23 protein-coding genes are annotated in these 25616 nt (G+C 35.0%); 18 read left to right on the top strand and 5 right to left on the bottom strand.

The genetic code is table 11. From position 1 onward, the window contains the following. The first annotated feature begins 87 nt into the window (after window positions 1-87). From DZ60_RS0106525 to DZ60_RS0106500, 6 genes are all read left to right on the top strand, one after another. Window positions 88-1875, top strand: coding sequence for a tetratricopeptide repeat protein (locus tag DZ60_RS0106525; protein ID WP_025741289.1), 1788 nt, complete (start codon window positions 88-90; stop codon window positions 1873-1875). A 180-nt stretch (window positions 1876-2055) separates the two neighbouring features. Further along, window positions 2056-2364 (top strand): DUF4286 family protein, encoded by a 309-nt coding sequence (locus DZ60_RS0106520; protein WP_025741288.1) that lies wholly within the window; start codon window positions 2056-2058, stop codon window positions 2362-2364. A 40-nt stretch (window positions 2365-2404) separates the two neighbouring features. After that, complete coding sequence (gene rsmA, locus DZ60_RS0106515) at window positions 2405-3271, top strand: 16S rRNA (adenine(1518)-N(6)/adenine(1519)-N(6))-dimethyltransferase RsmA (RefSeq protein ID WP_025741287.1); 867 nt, start codon at window positions 2405-2407, stop codon at window positions 3269-3271. A gap of 138 nt (window positions 3272-3409) precedes the next feature. Next, window positions 3410-4759 carry a magnesium transporter gene (gene mgtE / locus DZ60_RS0106510; RefSeq protein WP_025741286.1) on the top strand — a complete coding sequence of 450 codons (1350 nt, stop codon included), beginning with the start codon at window positions 3410-3412 and terminating at the stop codon, window positions 4757-4759. 43 nt (window positions 4760-4802) lie between these two features. Continuing rightward, entirely contained in the window at window positions 4803-5198 is a 396-nt protein-coding gene (locus tag DZ60_RS0106505; protein ID WP_025741285.1) for an acyl-CoA thioesterase, read from the top strand. Between the two features lie 124 nt (window positions 5199-5322). Continuing rightward, complete coding sequence (locus DZ60_RS0106500) at window positions 5323-6408, top strand: Gfo/Idh/MocA family protein (RefSeq protein ID WP_025741284.1); 1086 nt, start codon at window positions 5323-5325, stop codon at window positions 6406-6408. A 22-nt stretch (window positions 6409-6430) separates the two neighbouring features. Here the strand turns inward: DZ60_RS0106500 and DZ60_RS0106495 are convergent, their stop codons facing one another. The 3 genes from DZ60_RS0106495 to DZ60_RS0106485 all read right to left on the bottom strand — a co-directional run bounded on the left by DZ60_RS0106495 (window position 6431) and on the right by DZ60_RS0106485 (window position 14064). Beyond that, entirely contained in the window at window positions 6431-6787 is a 357-nt protein-coding gene (locus DZ60_RS0106495) for a hypothetical protein (protein ID WP_025741283.1), read from the bottom strand. Between the two features lie 84 nt (window positions 6788-6871). Beyond that, on the bottom strand, window positions 6872-13519 hold the full coding sequence (locus tag DZ60_RS0106490; RefSeq protein ID WP_025741282.1) for an HYR domain-containing protein: 6648 nt from the start codon (window positions 13517-13519) through the stop codon (window positions 6872-6874). A 299-nt stretch (window positions 13520-13818) separates the two neighbouring features. Continuing rightward, window positions 13819-14064: a hypothetical protein gene (locus tag DZ60_RS0106485; RefSeq protein ID WP_152537378.1), complete on the bottom strand. Its 246-nt coding sequence runs from the start codon at window positions 14062-14064 to the stop codon at window positions 13819-13821. Window positions 14065-14982: 918 nt separating this feature from the next. Here DZ60_RS0106485 and DZ60_RS0106475 point away from each other — a divergent pair. From DZ60_RS0106475 to DZ60_RS0106420, 12 genes are all read left to right on the top strand, one after another. Beyond that, entirely contained in the window at window positions 14983-16041 is a 1059-nt protein-coding gene (locus tag DZ60_RS0106475; RefSeq protein WP_081740411.1) for an alpha/beta fold hydrolase, read from the top strand. A 173-nt stretch (window positions 16042-16214) separates the two neighbouring features. Then, a complete protein-coding gene (locus tag DZ60_RS0106470) occupies window positions 16215-17156 on the top strand; it encodes a 2-hydroxyacid dehydrogenase (RefSeq protein ID WP_025741279.1) in 942 nt (313 codons plus the stop codon). Next, complete coding sequence (locus tag DZ60_RS0106465; RefSeq protein WP_051477593.1) at window positions 17150-17770, top strand: HD domain-containing protein; 621 nt, start codon at window positions 17150-17152, stop codon at window positions 17768-17770. The genes DZ60_RS0106470 and DZ60_RS0106465 overlap by 7 nt, the downstream gene beginning before the upstream one ends. An 18-nt stretch (window positions 17771-17788) precedes the next feature. Next, the gene (locus DZ60_RS0106460) at window positions 17789-18202 is read left to right on the top strand and encodes a response regulator transcription factor (protein WP_025741277.1); all 414 of its coding nucleotides are present in this window, start codon (window positions 17789-17791) and stop codon (window positions 18200-18202) included. A gap of 92 nt (window positions 18203-18294) precedes the next feature. After that, on the top strand, window positions 18295-18801 hold the full coding sequence (locus DZ60_RS0106455) for a DUF4199 domain-containing protein (RefSeq protein WP_025741276.1): 507 nt from the start codon (window positions 18295-18297) through the stop codon (window positions 18799-18801). Between the two features lie 37 nt (window positions 18802-18838). Further along, window positions 18839-19297 (top strand): DUF1801 domain-containing protein, encoded by a 459-nt coding sequence (locus DZ60_RS0106450; RefSeq protein ID WP_025741275.1) that lies wholly within the window; start codon window positions 18839-18841, stop codon window positions 19295-19297. 2 nt (window positions 19298-19299) lie between these two features. Beyond that, window positions 19300-19686 (top strand): VOC family protein, encoded by a 387-nt coding sequence (locus DZ60_RS0106445; RefSeq protein WP_025741274.1) that lies wholly within the window; start codon window positions 19300-19302, stop codon window positions 19684-19686. Between the two features lie 64 nt (window positions 19687-19750). Then, window positions 19751-20107, top strand: coding sequence for a TM2 domain-containing protein (locus DZ60_RS0106440; RefSeq protein WP_025741273.1), 357 nt, complete (start codon window positions 19751-19753; stop codon window positions 20105-20107). Window positions 20108-20510: 403 nt separating this feature from the next. Continuing rightward, window positions 20511-20834 carry an ArsR/SmtB family transcription factor gene (locus DZ60_RS0106435; protein ID WP_025741272.1) on the top strand — a complete coding sequence of 108 codons (324 nt, stop codon included), beginning with the start codon at window positions 20511-20513 and terminating at the stop codon, window positions 20832-20834. A gap of 30 nt (window positions 20835-20864) precedes the next feature. Further along, window positions 20865-21350 (top strand): DUF6428 family protein, encoded by a 486-nt coding sequence (locus tag DZ60_RS0106430; protein WP_025741271.1) that lies wholly within the window; start codon window positions 20865-20867, stop codon window positions 21348-21350. A gap of 44 nt (window positions 21351-21394) precedes the next feature. After that, the gene (locus tag DZ60_RS0106425) at window positions 21395-21892 is read left to right on the top strand and encodes a GNAT family N-acetyltransferase (protein WP_025741270.1); all 498 of its coding nucleotides are present in this window, start codon (window positions 21395-21397) and stop codon (window positions 21890-21892) included. Between the two features lie 49 nt (window positions 21893-21941). After that, window positions 21942-22364, top strand: a complete 423-nt coding sequence (locus DZ60_RS0106420; protein ID WP_025741269.1) for an arsenate reductase ArsC — start codon at window positions 21942-21944, stop codon at window positions 22362-22364. A 125-nt stretch (window positions 22365-22489) separates the two neighbouring features. Here DZ60_RS0106420 and DZ60_RS0106415 read toward each other — a convergent pair whose 3' ends face one another. Both DZ60_RS0106415 and DZ60_RS0106410 read right to left on the bottom strand, forming a co-directional pair. Then, a complete protein-coding gene (locus DZ60_RS0106415) occupies window positions 22490-24295 on the bottom strand; it encodes a GNAT family N-acyltransferase (protein ID WP_025741268.1) in 1806 nt (601 codons plus the stop codon). Window positions 24296-24349: 54 nt separating this feature from the next. Next, window positions 24350-25600, bottom strand: a complete 1251-nt coding sequence (locus DZ60_RS0106410; RefSeq protein ID WP_025741267.1) for an aspartate kinase — start codon at window positions 25598-25600, stop codon at window positions 24350-24352. Window positions 25601-25616: the final 16 nt, after the last annotated feature.

The raw sequence follows: 25616 nt of genomic DNA, 5'->3' as shown, positions 1-25616 counted from the left end.
CAATAAATCAATGTACCTGTACTATTGATAGCAATATGATCTTGCTACTTTGTTAGTTAACCGCTATATTTACAAAAAACATCTGTAATGCGCCCTATCTTTTTATATATCACTTTATTGCTTTCTTTTTTGACCTATTCTCAATCAGAACAGTTGGCAAAAAATTATATAAGACAGGGACAATATGAAAAGGCTCTTTCTGTTTTTAAGAAATTATATGCAAAAAACCCTAGTCGTACCACATATATTCTAGGATTAGTCGAATCGCACCAACAACTCGAGCAATTTGCCGAGGCAGAAACTATTCTTACAAAAAGAATCAAAGAAAATCCTGATAATGCGCAAATGCTAGTAGAACTTGGTCACCACTTTGATGTACAAGGTAAACATGATCAAGCCACTTCTTATTATGACAAAGCTATTGCCGCTTATGGAAAAAACAGTAAAAATCACGCCTATTCTTTGGCACAAACTTTTGAAAAATACAGTTTATTAGATCAAGCGGCTATCATTTACGAAAAAGGAATGAAAGATAACCCTAGAACAAATTACAGTGTTCAGTTAGCCAAAATTTATGGGGAACAAGGAAAGCTTGAAAAAATGTTTAATAGCTATTTAACACTTGTACAATCGCAACCTAATTACCTAAGTGTAGTGCAACGTAATTTTTCAGAATACATTACAGAAGACCCTATTAACGAGGCCAATGTTATTTTTAGAAAATTACTAATTAAAAAACTACAACAACAGCCTAACATTGTCTACAATGAGATGTTGAGTTGGTTATTTGTTCAACAAAAAGAATTTAAAAAGGCATTTACACAAGAAAAGGCAATTTATAAACGTAAAGCAGAAGGGCCCGATGGCATCATTGATCTTGCCAGAATTGCTATTGCAGAAAAAGATATTAAGTCTGCTTCAGAGATTCTCAATTATGTTCTCGAGACTCCTGTTTCTAAGGACATGAAACTTACTGCTCATAAAATCATTCTTAAAGCAAAGGTCGATAATGCTACCGAAAAAGAATACCCGACCATTGCAACGCAATATGAAAATGTATTCGATGAATACGGAAAATCTCACGAAACAATAGGGTTACAAGTAGATTATGCGCACTTTCTAGCGTTCAGTCTAGATAAAAAACAAGAGGGACTGGATTTTCTAAAAAAAATAATTACGCGAGAACATTTGTCCAGATTTCAATCTTCTAGAATAAAAATGGAAATTGCTGATATTCTGGTTTTAGATCAAAAATTTAACCAAGCCTTAATTTACTATACTCAAGTACAAAACGCTCTAAAAAATAACTTCCTTGCTCAGGATGCACGTTTCAAAGTAGCTAAAACAAGTTATTACAAAGGTGATTTTGCTTGGGCCCAGACTCAACTAGATGTTTTAAAATCCTCTACCTCTCAATTAATCGCAAATGATGCCATGGAGCTCAGTCTTATAATTAATGATAACTCTCATGAGGACTCTACGCAAACAGCTCTTAAGATTTTTGCTAAAGCAGATTTACTGGCTTTCCAGAATAAAAATGATGAAGCCATAATAATGTATGAAAAAATTCTAACGCAACACAAAGGAGAAAAAATAGAAGATGAAGCTTTTTTACGACAGGCAAAATTGTATGAAAAAGAAAAACAGTTTGAAAAAGCAAAAGTTAATTATCTAAAAATTATAGAGTTTTATAATGATGACATTCTAGCTGACGATGCTTATTATTGGTTAGCTGAACTCTATAGTAATCAATTAGGTGAACCAGAAAAAGCAAAGGAGCTTTATGAAAAGATTATCTTTAATCATGCCGACAGTATTTACTTCGTAGACGCACGAAAAAAATACAGAACCCTAAGAGGAGACGCCATTAATTAAATCCATCAAAGAGAGTTTAATTTATTATTAAGTCTAATTATGAAACAGCTATTAGACCATTAGAACCATTTTTTTAAATAAATATTTGTTCCTCGCTCTAATACGAATTGTATTCAATTTTAAGTACGTAACTTTGCTTCCTTTAGTAAATATAGCTTTCCATAAAAATAAAAGATACTCATGTACATATATAATGTCACTATCAATGTAGAGGAAACTATCCATGAGAAATGGTTAGTTTGGATGAAAGAAGAACACATCCCTGATATGCTAGCTACCGGAAAATTCAGCAATGCACTTATGACCAAAGTACTTGTAGAAGAAGAAATGGGTGGTGTTACATATTCTGTACAATATACAACCGATAGCAAAGAAACCTTACAGCAATATTATACTCAGGATGCAGAGCAGCTTCGTGCCAAATCCAATATTTTTGCAGGTAAATTTGTGGCTTTTAGAACCGAGTTAGAAATCATTAGCCAACAATAATATTCATAAACTTGCAGTACCATGCAATGAACATTCTAAAATGAGTAAAAAAAAGAAAAAATACGAGAAGTCTTTTCCTCAAGCAAAGAAATTGTTCGAAGCCGGAGCTGTAAAAGCCAAAAAACATCTTGGTCAACATTTTCTGAAAGATGAAAAGATTGCTCAAAAAATTGCAGACACTCTGACTCTCAATGGATATAAAAACACTATTGAAATTGGACCTGGAATGGGTGTTTTAACAAAATACATTCTACAAAAAAACATTGCTCTTATTGCAATGGATTTAGACAACGAATCTATTGATTATTTGAATACAAATTTTAGACTAGAACACACTAATATACTTTCAGGAAATAAATCCTTTCAGGTTTTAGAAGGTGATTTCCTGAAATATAACCTAGACACCCTATTTAATAAAGAGCAATTTGCAATTACGGGCAATTTCCCCTATAATATCTCAACACAAATAGTATTTAAAACTTTAGAAAATAAAGAACGAATTCCTGAATTTACAGGGATGTTTCAAAAAGAGGTTGCTCAACGTATTTGCGAATCATCGGGCAGTAAAACATATGGTATTTTATCTGTACTTACTCAGGCATTTTATGATGCTGAATATTTATTTACTGTTCCTCCAGATGTTTTTGACCCTCCGCCCAAAGTAGAAAGTGGTGTCTTACGATTGATCAGAAAAAATGATTATTCCTTACCCTGTGATGAAAAATTGTTCTTTAGAGTTGTAAAAACTTCTTTTGGTCAACGCCGAAAAACCTTGAGAAATAGCTTAAAAACCTTTCAACTTCCTGAAACTATAAAAGATCTCGAAATTTTATCTAAACGACCTGAGCAATTAAATGTAAAACAGTTTATAGAACTAACCCAGGTAATCGAAAAATCAATTGATTAAGTGATTTAATACAACCATAAAGCTCAATTAAATTCTTTGGTTATCTTTGTGGGCGTTTGTATAATAATAAATAATCATTTTATAGATCGTAATAAACAAACGTTGGCATAAAAGATCACCTAAATACGCACTTTATATATGCAATTTCATGCTTCTGATGAACTTATCAAACAAGTAAAACACCTTATAGAAGTAGAAGGTGATACTAACTTGCGTAAGATGCTCAGCGAGATCCATTTTGCTGATGTTGCAGAAATTATTAGTGCTCTCTCTTTATCACAGGCCACATACATTATCAAACTATTAGATAGCGAAAAAACTTCGGAGGCTCTTACAGAACTTGAAGATGATTTTCGTGAACGTATTCTTGAAAAACTTTCTGCAAAAGAAATTGCAGAAGAATTAGAAGAAATGGATAGTGATGATGCTGCAGATATTATTGCAGAACTCCCAGAAGGTCGTGCAGAAAAGGTAATCGCTCAAATAGAAGATGAGAAACGTGCAGAGGATATAAAAGAACTTCTCTCCTATGATGAAGATACTGCAGGTGGTTTAATGGCAAAAGAATTGGTTAAAGTAAAGGAGACCTGGACCGTTGCCGGTTGTGTTCGAGAAATGAGACGACAGGCTGAGAAGGTGACACGTGTACATTCAATTTATGTGGTAGATAAGGAAGAAAAGTTAAAAGGCAGATTATCTCTTAAAGATTTATTAACCGCATCTACAAAAACACATATTAGCGATATATATATCCCAAAAGTTGATTCTGTAGATGTTGATACTGATGGCGAAGAAGTCTCTCGGATTATGCAAAAGTATGATCTCGAAGCTATTCCTGTTGTAGACCATAACGGAGTATTAGTTGGTCGTGTAACCATAGATGATATGGTCGATTTTATAGTAGACGAGGCAGAAAAAGATTACCAACTAGCGGCAGGTATTTCTCAAGATGTAGAAGCAGATGATAATGTCTGGGAGCTTACTAGAGCGCGATTACCGTGGCTAGTTTTGGGACTTTTTGGGGGATTAGGAAGTGTTTCTATAATGGGTGGTTTTCATGAAGCACTAGAAAAATATCCCGATCTGTTCTTCTTCACTCCTTTAATTGCAGCAATGGCAGGAAATGTAGGTGTACAATCCTCTGCAATCATTGTTCAAGGGTTGGCCAATGATAATGTAAAAGGCAGTCTTGTAAATCGATTACTTAAAGAAATCGGACTTAGCTTAATAAATGGAGTAGCATTAGCAGTGTTACTCATTCTCTACGGAATGATTCGTCAATATGATTTACTATTTAATATTACCGTAGCAGCTGCTCTTATTCTGGTTATTATTGTTGCTGCTCTTGTAGGAACTTTTGTACCCATTATATTAGACAAAAGAGGAATTGATCCAGCCATTGCGACGGGGCCTTTTATAACAACAAGTAATGATATTTTTGGTATCTACCTTTTCTTTTATATTGCAAAACTTGTTTTGGGGTTCTAATTTACATTTCAAATTCTAAATTTTAAATATAATCTACCCTTTTATGGAATCTCGAATATTCTTACAACAGTTTACAGTACCTGAAACTGCAATAGATGAGATGGGACATGTAAACAATGTTGTTTACTTGCAGTGGATACAAGATATTGCAAAAAAACATTGGGAATCCAAAACAAATGAGGCTACTCGAAGCTCATTTGTTTGGGTGGTACTGAACCATAATATTGATTATCATCATCCTGCGTATAAAAATGACCCTATCACAATAAAAACTTGGATACATCATTCTCGTGGGGCAAAAAGTGAGCGTAGAACTCAAATTATCAATACAACAACTGAAAAAACATTGGTTTCTGCAAAAACTACCTGGTGTTTTCTACGCAAGGAAACACTAAAACCCGCCAGAATTACAAAAGAAATAAGTAACCTATTCATCTAACACCATCTTTGATCCGGTTGAATGGGAAAATTAATGAGTTAACCCACAAGCTTTAACAAAGTGACAACATAATGATATTGTATTAAAACGTACCTTATAAGAGTTTCATTAATCTCTTTTTAAGATGTTAGACAGAAGGAAATTTATCCGTAATACGAGTATTGTAGTAGCTGGTAGTCTCCTACCTCTTTCGACCTTATATACAAACTCCAATCAAAAAAAAATAGGTGTTTGTCTCGTTGGTTTAGGAAATTATAGCACGGCTGTATTGGCACCTGCTCTTAAACTAACAAAACACTGCAAACTAACAGGTATTGTAACTGGTAGCCCATGGAAAATTCCTATTTGGCAAGAACGGTATCAAATTCCAGATAAAAATGTATACAATTATCAAACAATGAATCGTATCGCAAATAACCCAGATATAGATGTTGTATATATTGTAGTACCTACAGGATTACATGCAAAATACGCTATCGAAGCAGCAAACACTGGCAAACATGTATGGTGCGAAAAACCAATGGCAAAAACAGTAGCAGAATGCCAATCCATAATAACTGCATGTAAAAAGAATAAGGTACAACTTACCATTGGGTATCGTATGCAACACGAACCTAATACCCGAACCGTGATAGCTTGGGGTACATCAAAACCCTTCGGAAAAATTAAAACCGTTAAAGCTGAAATCGGATACAATGTATCTAACCCTGAACGCAGCTGGAGATTAAATTCTGAATTAGGTGGGGGCACTATGTATGATCTCGGAGTATATGCCCTTAATGCAGCTCGTTATACCACTGCAGAAGAACCTATATCTGTATCAGCACAACAAATGACTACTAGACCTGAAATTTTTAGTGAAACCGACGAAACTACTCATTTTACCTTAGAATTTCCCTCTGGCGCTATGGCTTATGGTAAAACAAGTGTTGGAAAATCTATGCATAGACTCTATGCCGACTGCGAAAAAGGATGGTATACATTACAACCTTTTTCTATGTATTCTGGTGTACAAGGAAAAACAAGCGATGGAAAATTATTAAATCAATATATAGAAAACCAACAAGCCAAGCAGATGGATGATGATGCCCTTTCTATATTAAATAATACTCCTATTATTGTTCCCGGCGAAGAAGGCATGAAGGATATTAGAATTGTAGAGGCCATTTACAAATCGGCAAAAACTGATGGTAGTCTTATCAAGTTATAATAAAGAGGGTGCATATTTTAAGTTACGCACTTAATGAAACAGTATTGACAAAAGGATCATTGAAGTCCTTCAAAGTAATTGCATCATAGTTTAAGACCATTGCAAGTTGACTCAAAGTGATCCTGAGATCCTTCGAAGTGATCTTGAGGTGGTTCGAACCACCATCTTTAGGGTCATGACCCCAAAACGAATCGGTTTGTTGGGTCTTTGTATCGGATCTAAGCGATATCATATCAATTATTAGGTTCCTATAATCACATTGAAGTGATCCAAGATCATATCGATGCGATATATAATCAACCCGAAACACCTCTGCATGGCATAGACCCCTCATCCGTAAGGGGGTACTCCCTTTACTGATAAGGGGTACTCCCTGCATACCACCCCAACTATGAACTTTTCGTTTCAGTACTATTTATCTCTATAATAATATGTTTGATCCTTGCTTCTAAAAGTTTTTAAATCATCGCACATATATCATTTCGAAACTACTGTCTAATCCATACCCCCAATGATACATTTTTAAGAAATAATACCCCACAGAATAGTTCGCCACAGAAATTGCCTCTCCTGCAGTCACAGAATTTTGTATTCTCACTCTCCTACCATTTATATCATATATTTCATACAATAGTTCCCCATCAAAACCAGTAATATAAAATTCATTCCTTGTAGCACTTTGATACACCTGTATATTAAATTCTGGCGCTTCCTTTGCTGCAACCAGTACTTCTCGTATTACTTCTATCGCTTGATTTCCTGAAGCATCGGTAGCATTATAGCGAACTATATAATCTCCCGTACCTTCTACATACTCTAAATCACCAATCACTAATTCTGCTGGTTCATTGGTTATTGCTCCTGATTCCTGATAACTATCTCCGTAACTAATTATTTGAGGATCGTCTCCCAATAAAGTAATAATCGGTGGCGTTACATCTTCTACAGTTACAATGGCAGTACATTGCACTCTATTTCCTTGAGGGTCTGTTGCCGTGAGTACTACATCATTTGTACCTACGTCTGTAAGTGTAAAGTCCGTAGTATCCAAACTAAGTATCACTCCACAGGCATCGCTTGATCCATTATCAATATCTGATGCAGTAATACTTATATTACCGGTATCATCTAATTGTACTGTGATATCCTGGCAAACAACTGTTGGCAATACAGAATCTTCTACAGTAATAGTTGCCATACATGTATTGCTATTTCCGTTAATATCGGTTACGGTAAGCTCTACTGTATTAGCTCCTACCATCGTACAATCAAATGCAGTTATATCTAGCACCATAGTATCAATACCACAGGCATCACTTGATCCATTATCAATATCTGATGCCACTATACTCGCATTACCCGAAGCATCTAATTGAACCGTGATATCCTGACAAACAACCGTTGGAACAATATTATCTTCGACAGTTACCGTAGCATTACAACTATCACTATTACCATTGACATCAGTAACAGTAAGCTCAACTGTATTAGCTCCTACCATCGTACAATCAAATGCAGTTATATCTAGCACCATAGTATCAATACCACAGGCATCACTTGATCCATTATCAATATCTGATGCCAATATACTTGCATTACCCGAAGCATCTAATTGAACCGTGATATCCTGACAAACAACCGTTGGAACAATATTATCTTCGACAGTTACCGTAGCATTACAACTATCACTATTACCATAGATATCAGTAACAGTAAGCTCAACTGTATTAGCTCCTACCATCGTACAATCAAATGCAGTTATATCTAGCACCATCGTATCAATACCACAGGCATCACTTGATCCATTATCAATATCTGATGCCAATATACTTGCATTACCCGAAGCATCTAACTGAACCGTGATATCCTGACAAACAACCGTTGGAACAATATTATCTTCAACGGTTACGATAGCTATACAACTATCACTATTACCATTGACATCAGTAACAGTAAGCTCAACTGTATTAGCTCCTACCATCGTACAATCAAATGCAGTTATATCTAGCACCATCGTATCAATACCACAGGCATCACTTGATCCATTATCAATATCTGATGCCACTATACTTGCATTACCCGAAGCATCTAACTGAACCGTGATATCCTGACAAACAACCGTTGGAACAATATTATCTTCGACAGTTACCGTAGCATTACAACTATCACTATTACCATTGACATCAGTAACAATAAGCTCAACTTTATTAGCTCCTACCATCGTACAATCAAATGCGGTTACATCTAGCACCATCGTATCAATACCACAGACATCACTCGAACCATTATTAATATCTGATGCCACAATACTTGCATTACCCGAAGCATCTAACTGAACCGTGATATCCTGACAAACAACCGTTGGAACAATATTATCTTCAACGGTTACGATAGCTATACAACTATCACTATTACCATTGACATCAGTAACAGTAAGCTCAACTGTATTAGCTCCTACCATCGTACAATCAAATGCAGTTACATCTAGCACCATAGTATCAATACCACAGGCATCACTTGATCCATTATCAATATCTGATGCCACTATACTCGCATTACCCGAAGCATCTAATTGTATCGTGATATTCTGACAAATTACATCAGGTAGTACAGAATCTTCTACAGTTACCGTAGCATTACAAGTATCCGTGTTTCCTGATAAATCCGTTACCAATAGTGGTATAGTATTATCACCAGTCTCGGCACAGCTAAAATCCATGGCTTCATCAAACTCTAACTCAAAGGCCAAATCGCCCCAAGTACAACATCCCGAAGCTGTATCATATCGCCATATAAAGGATCCTCCGGTATATGCGTTACTCCATGCATAATAAATATCTGTATTTCCATGAATTACAAAAGCATAGGTATTTCCTGCAACTACTGAAAAAGGTTCTGTTAATACAATTTCTGACCATACCTGTCCTCCATTACTATTTACCAAAGGAACACTTGGTTCTGTATAATCGGGTGTACCAATGCCATTAGAAACTCCACTACCAGCGCCATTGTAAAAATAAATATTCCTACCGCTATAATCTCTATCTAACATAACACGAACCTTGGTGAGTACTCCCGTAACTGTAGCCGTAAAAGATTGCCCGTGTCCACGGCTATTATTGGCATTATTAAATGATGTTTGAGAAATAAAAGGGGTCCCAGTAAAAGAAACAAGTACTTCACAATTATCAGAACTTCCTCCGTCAATATCAGATGCATATATAGTAGCATCACCAACATCATCTAATTGTACCGTAATATCCTGACAAACTGCAGTAGGGTCTACAGTATCCTGGACAGTCACTGTCGCTGTACAGGTATTACTATTACCATTCATATCAGTAACGGTAAGCTCAACCGTATGATTACCCACCATTGTACAATCGAAATCAGTGATATCTAAGACCATCGTATCAATACCACAGGCATCACTTGATCCATTATCGATATCTGTTGCTGCAATGGTTACATTCCCAGTAGTATCTAATTGAACCGTAATATCCTGGCAAACCATTGTAGGGTTTACATCATCAGTAACCGATGCAGAAACCGCGTAGGTCAATGACCCTATTGCGCAATCATTTGTATCGACCTGTACTGATCCATTATAATCGGTATCTGTGCATGAATTAGACAAGAAAGAAACATCAAAATCCTGAGTCATTCCTGCAGACAGTGTAATTGGAAATGTAAGGGATCCTCCTAACGAGAATGATGTTCCCGAAACTGAAATTCCATCAATTTCTAAATCTCCACCTCCATCATTGGTAATTGTAAAAGTTTGCGTTGCGGTAGCTTGTGTAGAGATGGTGCCAAATGCAGTGCCATCGGTAGAATCTGGTGTTGTATCACCATCACTAATTACCGTTGCATTACCTGATACACTAATTTTTGGAGCTACTTCTATACATGCTGTCGTACTGATACCACTTCCTGGTGCTATCCAATTTGATGAATTGGCATCTAGTGCAAAATTGCTCAAAGTAGCATCATAATTATTAGCAGTTTGATCCAATAAAACAGTTTCTGACGGATTATATCCCCCGGCAACGCCCTGATTAAAGTCATAGTATGCTACCAATCCTGTTTCGGTACCAGAAAGTTCGCAATCTTTGGTATTTTTAATTTCATAACAAGAACGACTATGATCCCAAATACGAACCTCATCGATTTCTCCTCTAAAATGTTCTCCTAGGGTTCCATCGTTAAATTGTATATTTCCGATTCTGAAATCAGTAAGTCCGGTATATGCAGAATTATTAGAAGCTAAGGTTAATGTACCTTCTGCCACACCATCAATATACAATGTCCATTCAGACCCTATTTTTACTGCAGCTACGTGATGCCATTGATCATCTTTTACATTGGTTGTACTATATACTTGTTGCCACCTATTCACAGTATAATCATATTGCCCCAAACGAATTACTCCTGTACCTCGTACTTCTATAGATGTTTCTTTATTAGGCCCTGTTGTTTGCCATACCATAATAGCACGATATCCATTAGCTCCACTATCGGCCTTGAACCAAGCTTCTAGGGTAAAATCATCGGTACTCGAATTAATGTTTGTAAACGCATAATCGTCAATACCATCTAAATTTAGGGTCTCTCCTCTATCTCCTAAATATCCTGTAATGTCAAATGTATAGGTAGCTTCATCACAATCATTATTAAGAATGGTAACGGTAGCTGTATGATCTCCTGCAGAGGCCGGGGTAAATGTGATATCAAAAGTAGTACTTGCTCCTGCGGCTACAGTCGTCGGCGTAGCCCCCAAAGCAAATGATCCCGCCTGTGCTCCGCTTAGCACAACATTGGTAATATCTAGTGCTACGGTACCTGTAGAATTGTCTATAGTAAATGTATTGGTAGTGCTTCCTCCAGAAAGAACAGAGGCAAATTTTGTATCATCAATAGTATCAGGAGTTGCATCTCCATTAGCAATAGAAATTCCGTTACCTTGTATATCAATTTCTATTGGACTTTCTATGGTAACCGTTGCCATACATGTATTGGTATTTCCATTGACATCAGTAACCGTAAGTTCTACGGTATTGTCTCCGATATCTGTACAATCAAAATCAGTGATATCCAATACCATGGTATTAATACCACAGGCATCACTAGAACCATTATCGATATCCGTTGCTGCAATCGTTACATTTCCTGTAGCATCTAATTGAACCGTAACATCCTGACAAACGACTATAGGTGCAATATTATCTTCTACTGTGACTGTGGCTGTACAATTATCACTATTACCATTTACATCAGTGACTGTAAGCTCAACAGTATTAGTTCCTATATTAGTACAATCAAATGTATTAATATCCAATACCATAGTATCAAGACCACAAGCATCTGCAGATCCATTATCGATTTGTGCATCAGTAATTGTAACATTCCCTGAGGCATCTAATTGAACTGTAATATCTTGACATACTGGTGTAGGTGAAGTCATGTCATTAACTGTAATATCAAAAGAACATATAGAAGTATTACCAGCAGCATCAGTTGCTGTAAACTCTACTGTAGATGTTCCTACAGGAAATAGAGATCCACTGGTCAACCCAGCAGTTTGTGTTATTGTTGTTCCATTACAGTTATCTAATCGGTCATCAATGACAATTTGATAAGACACCCAAGAATCGGCAGAAGAATCTTCTCGCAAAAACACATATCCATTAGCATAAGTAAAACCGTAATTATTTGGTGTGGGAGCTCCCGCAGGCATATCTAAGAAGTCACCATTATATGTAGCTGTTGCTTTATCAATAAAATAGACCCTTGCATTTAGTTCACTATAAATTACAATTTCTGCACCCGGAACTCCGGTATATCCGATAGAACGTGTGGTGATATCCCCATTAGAAACCTCCGGAAAATTAACAATAGTAGTGCTTCCCAATTGATTTCCTTCCATATCATATCTATATAATACCTCTGAATGATAAAAAATAATTTCATTAGCATGATAATCATACGTTCCGTTAGACTGATTGTTAGGCTGATTCAGTCCCGTTACAAAAGTATTGCCACCATTGGTCGCATATCCACTCCCATCCAATGCGATGGTTCTATATCCACTAGTTCCTGCACCGTTGCCCTGCAATTCATTGGTATTGGGGTTCCACCAGAGTCCTCTAAAATCCAACCCTGTTGTATTAGTTACCAAAGTATTACCCTGATCATCATAAGTTCTAAATGGCATACCTGTATTTCCTGCTCTTAAAGAATAGTACAAATTTAGATTGGGATTAAATGCCACGCTGGTCCAGTTGGTAGTTCCTCCACTTGTTGTTAGTGTTGGACCTGCCGTAAGTGTTCCCGTATTAATTCGCAAACTTCCATCTACTGGAGTCGTAAAAGTTACTGCAGCCCCACATATACCTGTATCTTGATTCACGGTAATATTATCCGGGCAAACTATTACTGGAGCAACAGTATCAATAACGGTGACTGTTGCGACACAAGAATTTGTATTCCCACTGCCATCTGTAGCGGTAAGTGTTACTGTTACTGCTCCCAAATCATCACAGGTAAACCCTGTTTTATCAGCAGTTAAAGTGACCCCTCCACAATTATCACTACTACCCCCATCAAGATCTGATGGAGATATACTAGCCGTACCAGAATCCCCTAAGCTTACTGTAATATCTTTACAAATCGCCGTAGGTATTGTTGTCTCTTGTACCGTAACCGTAGCGGTGCAAGTGGCACTATTATTACTTGTATCTGTAACTGTAAGTGTTACGGTATTATCTCCAATATGCGAACAATCAAAAGTGTCAAGATCTATTGATAACGTAAAACTACTCTCTGTATCGAAAGAACCATTATCAATATCAGAAGCGATAATGGTTGCACTATTAGCGGCGTCTAATTGAATCGTAATATCTTGGCAGATCGCTGTTGGATTTGTAGTATCAAATAGTACAGATGTTACTGGCACAATTGCATCTCCATCATCAAAAGAAGATTCCCTTTCTAGATAAGCATCCTTAGTTAAGCTTGTTTTATTTTCTGCAATACTCGATTGAGAAATGAAAAAAATTAAACAATAATATAGTATACTATATGTCTTGGGTCGAACGTAGTTTTTTAACATACTTGATCCTTTTGGAGTTTAATATTTTTTATATTCAAAATTTATCTTATTACAATTTTAAAAGCATGATCATACCATCATCATTCTTTAATGACAATGATTTAATTGTATAAGTGTGTATGAAGTGTGTGAAGTTTTTTAATAAATCTGTTTGTAAAAACTATAGCTTATAAAACTTTCAAAATATCGTTCTTATCCTAAGATTATATTGCAAATTTATTTCTTTTTAAGCCCTTGCAATATTTCATCTTATATCGAACTTATAGTATAGTTTAAAAAATTTCGTTTATTCTTCTTTTCTAAATGTAAATACTTGCCCTGTAGCAACTCGCCTGATTATCATCCTTGGCTATAACACGCCAATAGCACACTGTATCTATTGCCAGAATACCAAAACGAACCACAGTCGCTTGAGGATCTAGCTGCAAAGGTGTCCAACCCTTATAATCACTGTTGTCAAAATCACCGTTTATAAAATTTTGGGCACTAGAAATAAAGAAAGTTGTTGACAACATCAAATAGAAGCAAAGTAGTTTTTTTCTCATATATTGGGATTTATGAATGTGCCAGCAAATTTATTCTAAATAATTGATTTTAACATATAATTAACGGTGTCAAAAGGGTGTCAAATCCATTTTTGACGACAAAATACGTAAGGCTACGTAGAGATATCGAGAACAGGTAAATAGTGTAAAACCTTAAAAACATATTGCACCAAACCTCTTTAAAAACAAGATGATGGATACTTAAGAGGAAAAAATCAAGCTTCAAATTATATCAAAAATTGGATATAGTACTCGGGTTTTACGTTTTGCGGGACACTCATTTTTTCACGAATACGACGGCGTATTAATTTCACAACCTTACTATGAAACTCCTCTGCTTTATTATATTCCTTTGTATTGAGATAAAGCGTTCTGCATCGACTCAACGTTTATATTCTTTCTGTAGTGTTATTCTATTTTTTACTCAGTAGATAGGCCTAATCCAGATTGACCATGGTTTTTTCGGATTCTAATTGATACATTTCGAATAAATTTATCAAACTATTTAGACTAATCCTGTTTTTTTTGTTATGTTTTCTACATCTTACAGCATATTGGTAAAACATAAAACTAGAAGATTTTGAATTCGCAATCATGAATATGCATACAATTTATGGAGGAGCTTTTACGGAGCAAAATACCGATGATGCAGCAAAAGGTGATGACTATGAATATTAAAGAAGAAAACGGGCTCTTATCTTTTTAAACATTCTCAGTAAAAAGACAAAAGTCTTTGTAAATCCAAACACCACATCTAATCAGGTTGTAGTTTTTTATATGTAATTAAAAAATCTTCCGTTTTCAACCCTGTTTTGGGTTAAAAAAAAACCCAATTAACAGTGTTCTTTTCACCATAAGAATAGTAGAATTTTACATCAAAATTTATACAAAAATTATCAACTTAAAGTATTTGAAATTATGATGTCAAAAATCTCTTATTTATCAATGCTCTTGAGCATTCTAATGTTCTCATCTTGCTCTAAAGATGAGTTCTCTGAACCAGAACAAAATAGTCAACTATCAAAAGATGTAATAAATAATGAAGAAGATTTCTCATCGACAGTTGACTATGAACCTTACCCATTACAGAAACTAGATTTTGATACTTCTTCAAAAGAAAAAATAGTAAATGTAAATGGAGAAAATTTTTCGGTTATTGATTATGGTACCGGACCAGTGGTCTTACTAATACATGGTTTTCCTGATTCTAAGGAAGTTTGGCGCTATCAAGTTCCTGCGTTGGTCAATGCAGGATATCGCGTAATTGCACCAGACATGCGAGGATATGGAGGTTCTCCCAGATCGTTAGAAAAAGAGCGATATGCACTGGGAGCACTAATAGGAGATGTTTTAGGCATATTAGCCGCACTTGAGATATCAGAACCTGTAGACTTAGTAGGACATGATTGGGGAGCCGCATTGGCATGGTCATTGGCACGATTTGTTCCTGGCCGTTTTAAATCATTAACCGTATTATCAAATGGAGCACCAGGAAATCCTGGATATGACACCATACGTCAGCGGCAAAAATCATGGTACTTCTACCTCGCTCTTCAAGAAGAACTAGCTGAAAAAACATTTACAGACAATGATTGGGCATTTTTTAGAGATTTTGCAAAAAGTCATCCTGATCTCGAAAACACTATTAACCAACTATCAGAAGCAACGGCGCTTACTACAGCATTTAACTGGTACCGAGGAAATCTTCAATACCTTCTTACTCCATGCGATGGACCACTAATAGATGAGCCAGGGCCTTCTCCAAACGTAAACATTCCTGTATTAGGGATATGGGGACAGCAAGACGCATTTTTACGAAAAGCACAAATGGTTCAATCAAGAGACGTTGTCGACAATACGTTTACTTTCGAAAAAATACAAAATGCTGGACATTGGTTGATGTTAGAAAAACCACATCTTATTAATAATATGATAATCGAATTTATACAATGTAATCAAAACGAGGATTGCAAATAATCTAATAGAATTAGTACATGTTCATAATAACCACAACTATAATAGTTGTGGTTATTTCATTTATACAATACATTTTAGGGTGGTAAAAATAGTATGACTACGTTAATTAAAAATAAAACAGAAAAAGCAAACCATTTTTAATTCCTATTTTTGGTAGTCAACTAATATTTAACATGAAAATTCTTCACCTAGACACCAACCACCCCATACTAATTGAACAACTCAAGCAACTAGGCTTTACTAATCATGAAGACTATACCTCAACAAAAACAGAAATTGAAGCCAAAATCGAAACATATGATGGTATTGTTATTAGAAGTCGTTTTAAAATAGATAATACCTTCTTAGAAAAAGCGAAAAACCTAAAATTCATCGGTCGAGTTGGAGCCGGATTAGAAAATATCGACATCGAATATGCAGCCTCATTAGGAATCAAACTTTTTAATGCTCCAGAAGGAAACTGCAATGCCGTAGGAGAACATGCTCTTGGGATGCTCCTTTCTCTGTTTAATAAACTAAATATGGGTAATCAGAGCATTCGAAACGGAAAGTGGCTACGCGAAGAGCACAGAGGTATCGAACTCGATGGTAAAACTGTAGGTATTATAGGATATGGTAACATGGGACGTGCCTTTGCCAAAAAACTGCGAGGGTTTGCAGTAGAAGTAATTTGTTACGACATCAAAGAGGACGTCGAAAATAGTGATGCAACTCAGGTAGAACTTAGCGAATTTTTTGAAAAAACAGATATCCTAAGCCTACATACTCCAGAAACCCCATTAACGATAGGAATGATCAATTCTGAATTTATACAAAAGTTCAAAAAACCTTTTTGGCTCATTAACACTGCTCGTGGTAAAAGTGTTGTAACTGCAGATTTGGTTTACAACCTCAAAAAAGGCAAAATACTCGGAGCGGGACTTGACGTTTTAGAATACGAAAAATCATCCTTCGAAAATTTGTTTACCAATACAAAAGAAATGCCCGATGCATTACAAACTCTTCTTACCTTAGATAATGTAATTCTAAGTCCACATGTAGCAGGTTGGACAATAGAGTCCAAAGAAAAGTTAGCACAAACCATAGTAGATAAAATTAAAGCCGAATTTTGTTAAAAAACATAGGCATATCGTTACTAGCTGGATATACGCAGGATTTAGAATACACAGCATCCTTGTGGAAGGATATTGCTCGGCAACATAGTAAAAAGAAAAGATTTTATCATACCCTTGCTCATCTAGAACATCTTTATAAGAACCTAAGCAAAGTACAAAATAAAATTATTGATTGGGACATGGTACTATTTGCTTTATTCTATCATGATTATATTTATAATGCGCTAAAACAAGACAATGAAGAACAAAGTGCAAAAAAAGCTGTAAAAGTATTGTATTCTCTACAGGTGACAGACAGAAGAATTATGCATTGCAAAGACCTCATATTGGCAACAAAAGGTCATCAAATTTCTGAAAATAACGATATAAATTACTTTACAGATGCAGACTTGTCTATTCTTGGTAGCGATTGGCTAACCTATAAAACATACTTTACTAATGTGCGTAAAGAATATAAATACTATCCAGATTTCATGTATAATAAAGGTAGAATTAAAGTACTAAACCATTTTATTGCGATGCCCAAAATCTTTAAAACTTCTTTTTTTTATGAGCACTATGAAAACAATGCAAAAAACAACCTAAGGCAAGAAATAAAGATACTATCTGCTTAGTTTTTATACATTTATAAGGTGAAGAAAACAATTCTAATTTTTTCGATTCTTAGTATTTCGTTGCTTGTTCTTTTTAAACTTAGCAAATATCAACTTATTAAAGGAGATTTGGCAATAGAAATAATACTTGCATGTATAGCGGTTCTATTTTTTGGTATTGGTGTTATACTTAACAAAAAAGTATCAAATAGAAACTCAGAAAAAGCCCTCTTAAAAATAGATCATCAAAAAATTAAAGAACTGGGTATAAGTAAGCGAGAATATGAAGTTTTGCAAGCTATTGAATCAGGTTTATCCAACAAAGAAATCGCTGACACCTTATTTGTCTCAGAAAGCACTATAAAGAGTCATGTTTCTAGTTTGCTAATAAAGTTAGATGCAAAAAGAAGAACCCAAGCGATCCAAATTGCTAAAAAGCTATGCATCTTATAGCCCTAAATATTACTGAAAAATAAAATTTAGTACTTTAGTATGAGTGTTTTTTTGAGGTTCTCATCGACTTTTGAATTAAATCTTTATTCGATATGAAAAATACAATACTACGTTACGGAATTAAAAGTGCCATTACCATATGCATACTAGCACTCATTGGTTGGATCTTTGGTAAAAATCTTGACTACTCTATTCAGGAAATTATAGGATATGCTGGCATGATCGTATCCTTAGCTTTTGTGTTTTTTGGAATTAAATATTATAGAGACCAAGAAAATAGCGGTAAAGTTTCCTTTGGTAAAGCACTTTGGATTGGTACACTTATCTCTTTTATGGCAGCACTAGCATTTGGCATACTAGACTCTATCTACGTTACCTACATTAACCCAGATTTTATGAACGATTATTACACATATTATGTAGAGCAATTACGTAGTTCACTAACTGATGAAGAATTTCAGATTAAGTTAAAAGAGCTAAACGCTCAAAAAGAATTGTTCTCAAATGTATTTATGAGCTTCTTTATCATGTTTGCGACGGTCATGAGCATTGGATTGATAATTTCCTTACTTTCAGCATTAGCACTTCAGCGTAAATAAGGCAATAAAGAAAAGACGAATTAAAAAAAATCACAATATGCAATACGAAGTCAAAACGACAGATGAATATATTGAGGCAATTCCTGAAGAACGAAGAGAAGTAATGCAACAATTGAGACACGTAATAAAGGATAATCTTCCCAAAGGTTTTTCTGAGGAAATTAACTATAAGATGATAGGATATGTAGTTCCTCATACGCTCTACCCCAGCGGATACCATTGTGACCCAAAATTACCTTTACCTTTTATGAATATTGCTTCACAAAAAAACTTTATAGCCGTATATCATAACGGAATATATGCTCAAAAAGAATTAATGAATTGGTTTGTTGGTGAGTATCCTAAACATACACAAACAAAACTTGATATGGGCAAAAGTTGTATTCGATTTAAGAAAATAGACCAAATTCCCCTTCGACTTATAGGAGAATTAGCCAGCAAAATGACACCTCAACAATGGATTGATATATATGAGTCTGTTACAAAAAATAAATAAACATGAAAAAACGAGTTACAGGATTAGGTGGTATATTTTTTAAGACAAAAGATCCTAAAGGCACTAAAGAATGGTATGGCAAACACCTAGGGTTACCGGTAGATGAATATGGGTGCACCTTCTGGTGGAAAGATACTGACGGAAATGATTGCTCTACCCAATGGAGCCCTTTTAAGGAGGATACTACATATTTTACTCCCAGCACAAAAGAGTTTATGATGAATTTTAGAGTAGAAAATCTCGTAGAATTGTTAGAAACTCTAAAAAACGAAGGCGTAACTGTTATTGACAAAATAGAAGAATACGAGTATGGTAAATTTGGATGGATTATTGACCCTGAAGGCAACAAAATTGAGCTTTGGGAACCAATTGACTCGGCTTTTTTATAACTGAGCTTATTTAGATCCATTTTTTTTTGTACTTTTCTACAAACTAATAAATTATCCATACAATATGAGTGAAGAAAACAACAACCTGGGAGACGACATTAAAAAAGGTGCAGAAGAAGCTGCAGAAACCGTAAAAGATGCAGCAAACGATTTTGCAGATGGTGCAAAAGAAGTCCTAAACGATGTTTCTGGAGAAAACAAAAAAATGTTAGCCGGAATTCTAGGTATACTACTTGGAAGTTTTGGAATCCATAAATTTATTTTAGGATATACCAAAGAAGGGATTATACAGATTGTAATTACATTTGTTACATGTGGTGCTGCAGGTATTGTAGGACTTATAGAAGGAATCATCTACCTAACAAAATCTGATGAAGAATTCTACCAAACTTATCAGGTAGGCAAAAAACCTTGGTTCTAAAATTCAGATCCATAATATTAAAAAAAGGGTGTAGACTGCAAAGTCAAGCACCCTTTCTTTTTTGCAGTAAATCTATTGTAAAACAACTCAAAACAAGTTTTTGTTTAAAACAATCATATTTTTTAAAAAGCTCTTATGTGATCTCATCACTCTTTTAATACCTCAATACTAATACAGCTTTTACTTTTGATATTAAAGAAGTTAGTGCAGCCAATTATGATATTGCATATACTTTCGGGACTTCAGATAATACCGATCATTAGAAAGATCAGTAATAAAGCTATAAGATCAAAATTAAGTATCAAGTAATAGAAAAGCTATTCCTATAAAAAGTCAGAAATTTTGTTTTTGGCTTTTTTATTCTATTTTAATATCGTAATATTGCGATATTAAAATATTATTCATGGGTGTAACCAAAACACAGATATTCGATCAACCACAAAATGAATTGGCACAGTTTTTTAAAATTCTAGGGCATCCGGCGCGCATTGCTATTCTGCAATATATCAGCAAACAGAATGCATGTATTTGCAATGACCTCGTAGAAGAAATAGGATTGGCCCAAGCAACCATATCCCAACATCTTAAAGAACTAAAAAGTATAGGACTGTTAAAAGGTGAGATAGAAGGCAAAAGCATGTGCTATTGCATTAATCTCGATCGATGGAATGAACTGCAACAATTACTAAACTCATTTTTTGATACCACAAAATATAACTGTTGCTAGCCAATGGCTGGTAACCCAAACTATATACAAATGAAAACATCAGATTTTATAACATTATTGGCAGAACACCAAGATAAATCACTTTTGTTCGAATACGCTCCTGGCATGTTGGTGGGAACAAATTATCATATCACAGAGGTTAAGCATATCAACATTGATTCTGTTGATTGTGGTTCTGGTATGGATTCTTGGAAAGAGACAATCATACAACTTTGGGAAAGCCCAAGTGAATTAGGGAAATTAGATTATTTAAGCACTTATAAGGCGTTAGGAATTCTAAAAAAAGTCGGAATTATGAGACCTTATGAAATGGATTCGATGATAAAAATTGAATATGGAAACAACATGTTTCATACAGCACAATTGCATATTACAGATTTCGAAATTAAAGAAAATCAATTGCTCATAAAACTTGCTGTATCTCCTACAGACTGCAAAGCCAAAGAAACTTGCGGAGTTCCTCAAGAAACCGAAGCAGCTAGTGCTTCTTGCGCTCCGGGTAGCGGTTGCTGTTAATAAAAACAAATAGCAGTAACTCTATAAAAAATACAAATACTCGTATGACTCAAACTTTAGACATAGCGACTTTTTCTGAGCAAGATTGGCCTGTAATTTCTGCTATCTATAAAGAAGGTATTACTACGGGGCAAGCCACTTTTGAGACAAAGGTACCTACTTGGAAACTATGGAACACAACCCATCTTACATCATGCAGACTCAAAGCTACGCTCAATAATAATACAGTAGGCTGGGCCGCTTTATCACCCGTATCAAAGCGAGAAGTGTATCATGGCGTGGCCGAAGTTAGCATTTACATAACATCAAAACTTAGGGGGTTTGGTATTGGTAAACTACTTTTGAGCACATTAATAAAAAAAAGTGAACAAGAAGGTTTCTGGAGCTTGCAGGCAAGTATTTTTAGCCAAAATAAAGTGAGTATTGCGCTACATAAATCTTTAGGATTTAGAGAAATTGGATACAAAGAAAAGATAGCAAAACTCAATAACACATGGTATGACAACACCATTTTAGAAAGAAGAAGTAAATTAATAGTATAACCACAACACCACAATCCCTTTTATGGGATCTCAAAAACTTAAAAAACAAATGAATATTTTAGTATTATGCACCGGTAACTCATGTAGAAGTCAAATGGCAGAAGGGTACTTAAAACTTTTTGCAGAAGGAAAAGCAACTATTTATAGTGCAGGCGTAGAAACTCATGGCCTTAATCCTGGAGCCATTGCAATAATGAAAGAAGATGGTATTGACATCACAAACCATACCTCTAATAATCTTGATGAATATATAGACATTGCCTTCGATTATATCATCACTGTATGTGACAATGCAAAAGAAAGATGTCCTTTTTTCCCAGGAAAAGCAGAGCGATTGCATTACAACTTCTTTGATCCGTCAAAAGTAAAAGGTACCGATGAAGAAATTCATGCTGCTTTTACCAAGACAAGAAATCAAATCAAAGAATATTGTAAAAACTTTGTTGAAAAGAACATAGCAGCCGCAGTATAATACTAAAATGCTGTACGATCAAAAACTCTATGGTATAGGTAAATTTTCTAAAAACACCTTACGATACTATAGAGTTTTTGATTATATATTAAATCTTCAGAAAGTGGTGAGCTAACATCTAACTATTATTTATCACCGTTTTTATATTTCTGTTCTAATTCTGCCTGAAATTCTTCCATAACTGGTTTTACAGTACTATCAGGCAAATCAGCAATACGAATGTACATCAAACCATCTACTGCATTATTAAACAGTGGATCTACATTAAAAGCAACTACTCTAGCATTCTGCTTTATATATTTTTTGATAAGAACAGGAATTCTAAGGCTCCCCGGCTCTACTTCATCAATAATTTTATCAAATTTATTTAAGTCACTCTTACTTTCGTCAAAAACAAAATCTTTATCTGCATCCTTTAATTTGACCTTAAATTCTTTTTTGGGTCTAACATATTGAGCTACATAAGGATCATAATAATGAGATTTCATGAATTCGATCATCAATGACTTTGTAAAATTGCTAAACTTATTACTTATACTCACCCCACCGATCAGATACTTATGCTCAGAAAATCGCAATGTACAATGTACAATTCCTTTCCAGAGCAAGAATAATGGCATCGGTCGTTGTTGATATTCTTTTATAATAAATGCTCTACCCATCTCAATAGATTCACTCATCATTTTATGCAATTCAGGTTCAAATCTAAACAAGTCCTGAAGATAAAATCCATCGATTCCTTTATCAGTATAAATCTCTGATCCCATACCCATACGATAAGCTCCAACCATTTTTTGCGCACGATTATCCCATAGAAACATATGGTGATAATATTCATCAAAAGGGTCCAGATCTAATGAATTATTAGTCCCCTCACCAATAGCTCTAAAAGTAATCTCTCGCAATCTTCCTATTTCATGAACTACGTTCGGAATATGCTCCTTTTTTGCAAGAAAAACTTCGTAATTTTTACTCATCAGCAGTCGCATATCATGATCTCTACAATATTGCAATTCTGATTCTATGGCATTAATATTTCCACCCAAAGCAATTTGCTTAGGAGATTTAGGAATTTTTAAATTTTGAGGTATTGATTCTCTTAAAGTTTTTTTCTCATAAGGATTTGCCAACATATATGTCTTCTTACGCAAGAAATTGGTAAAATCTTCGAGATTAGTATGCTCTTGTTGATCTTTTACAGAAACTGGATTACCAATCCTTACTTTGATCACTCTATTTTCTTGAGAGAAGAGTTCGCTAGGTAATTTTGCGGTCCGTAGTAAACTACTTATAGATGATAATTTATAAAACAAGCTACTATTACGGGCATGAAAATATATAGGGATTACAGGCACCTTAGCTTTCTGCACCAATCGCATTGCACTAGGCTCCCAAGATTTATCAACATATTTCTTACCTTCTTTAATGGTAGATACTTCTCCCGCAGGAAAAATACCCAAAGGCTTACCGTCACGCAAATGTAAAATAGCATCTTTTATACCCTTATGACTTGACTTGACTTCTTTCCTGTCCTCAAAAGGGTTTACCGGCATTAGATAGGGTTGTAATGGCACAAAATTGTGGAGTAAAAAATTGGCAATCACCTTAAAATCTGGACGGCGCTCAAGCATTAACTTAAGTAACAACCCTCCATCTAGCCCACCTAGTGGATGGTTAGACAAGGTAATAAATGCTCCATCTTTTGGTAATCTTCGAAAATCCTCTTCAGGAATTTCAAAAGTAACACCATACATATCAAGAGTCTTATTAAGATACTCTACACCTTTTAAATGACTAAGTGTATCGTATTGACGATTAATTTTAGATAATCGGGTGATCTTAAGAATTATCCAACCAAAAAAGGTACCTATAAAACCAAGTTTATCCAATTTTAGCCCTGAGGCTACTGTTCTAGCTGTTACTACAGGCATTCAATACAATTTACGCTAACGACAAATATAACCAAATTACACGAATCTTTATTACTAATCCTTACTAACGATCTGATAGGTCTCTCTGGTTGTTTGCTTTACCAAAATAGTCTTATCCTTCTCAAGTTGCTTAATCGCTTGACTTGTAAAATGTCTGATTGTAAACAAAGAGACATTTGTATTATAGACGACCCTATATCTTTTGCTTAGAATATTTAACAACTGTTCAAAATGACTAAATGGGTCATCAAGACATACAGAAAAACTAATTGCAGAATTTTGGATTAATGTTACTTTTATATGATATTCATGAAAAAGGCTGAAAATTTGGCTGATATTTTCTTCAACGATAAACGAAAAATCTAACGAAGAAAGAGACAGCAATATTTGGTTCTTTTTCACAATATAGCAAGGGAGATGTGGGTCCAAAGGCTGCCCTTTTTTTACAGAAGTTCCGGATTCATTAGGATTAAGAAATGATTTAACATACAATGGTATTTCTTTTCTCTGTAATGGCTGAATTGTCTTAGGATGAATTATTGATGCTCCGTAAAATGCAAGCTCTATAGCTTCGCTATAAGAAATATGAGAGAGTAATTGTGTGTTTTTAAAAGTCCGTGGATCTGCATTAAGAATCCCAGGAACATCTTTCCAAATACTTACACTAGTAGCATCTAGACAATACCCCAAAATACCTGCAGTATAATCACTTCCTTCTCTACCCAAGGTTGTAGTACTATCCCCATAACCACCTATAAAACCCTGAGTAACACTAAGTCCATTTTTGTTGATTTTTGAATTAATATGATCCTGCGTCTCCTTCCATAAAATCTCTGCATCTCTATATCCGATATCCGTTTTGATTATGTGACGTGCATCTACCCATTCATTTTTGTATCCTTTGTAATTAAGGTATGTACTAACTATGGTCGTCGAGATAAGTTCGCCATATGGTACAATCTGATCATAAACATATTCGTATTGTTTCGATTCATTTTTACTAAAAAAAGTTTCCAGATCAAAAAACCAATCATTTATATGTTCAAAAATCGGATGTTGTGGACTTCTGAAAAGCTGCGTTATAATAGATATATGATAGGTTTTTAAATCCTGTACTTGTTGTGAACATATTGGATCATTATTAAGATATGACGTCACAATCTTTTCTAGTGCATTGGTTGTTTTACCCATCGCAGAAACCACAATAACAAGTTTATCAAAACCGGTTTGATGCAAGACCTTTATTACATTTTTTACACCATCGGCATCTTTTACTGATGCCCCACCGAATTTAAAAACCCTCATTTATATGCATTTAATC

The sequence above is a fragment of the Aquimarina pacifica genome, from assembly GCF_000520955.1.
GTDB lineage: Bacteria > Bacteroidota > Bacteroidia > Flavobacteriales > Flavobacteriaceae > Aquimarina > Aquimarina pacifica.
Note: the sequence above shows the minus strand (reverse complement) of the source record. Positions and strands in the feature narration are given on the sequence as shown.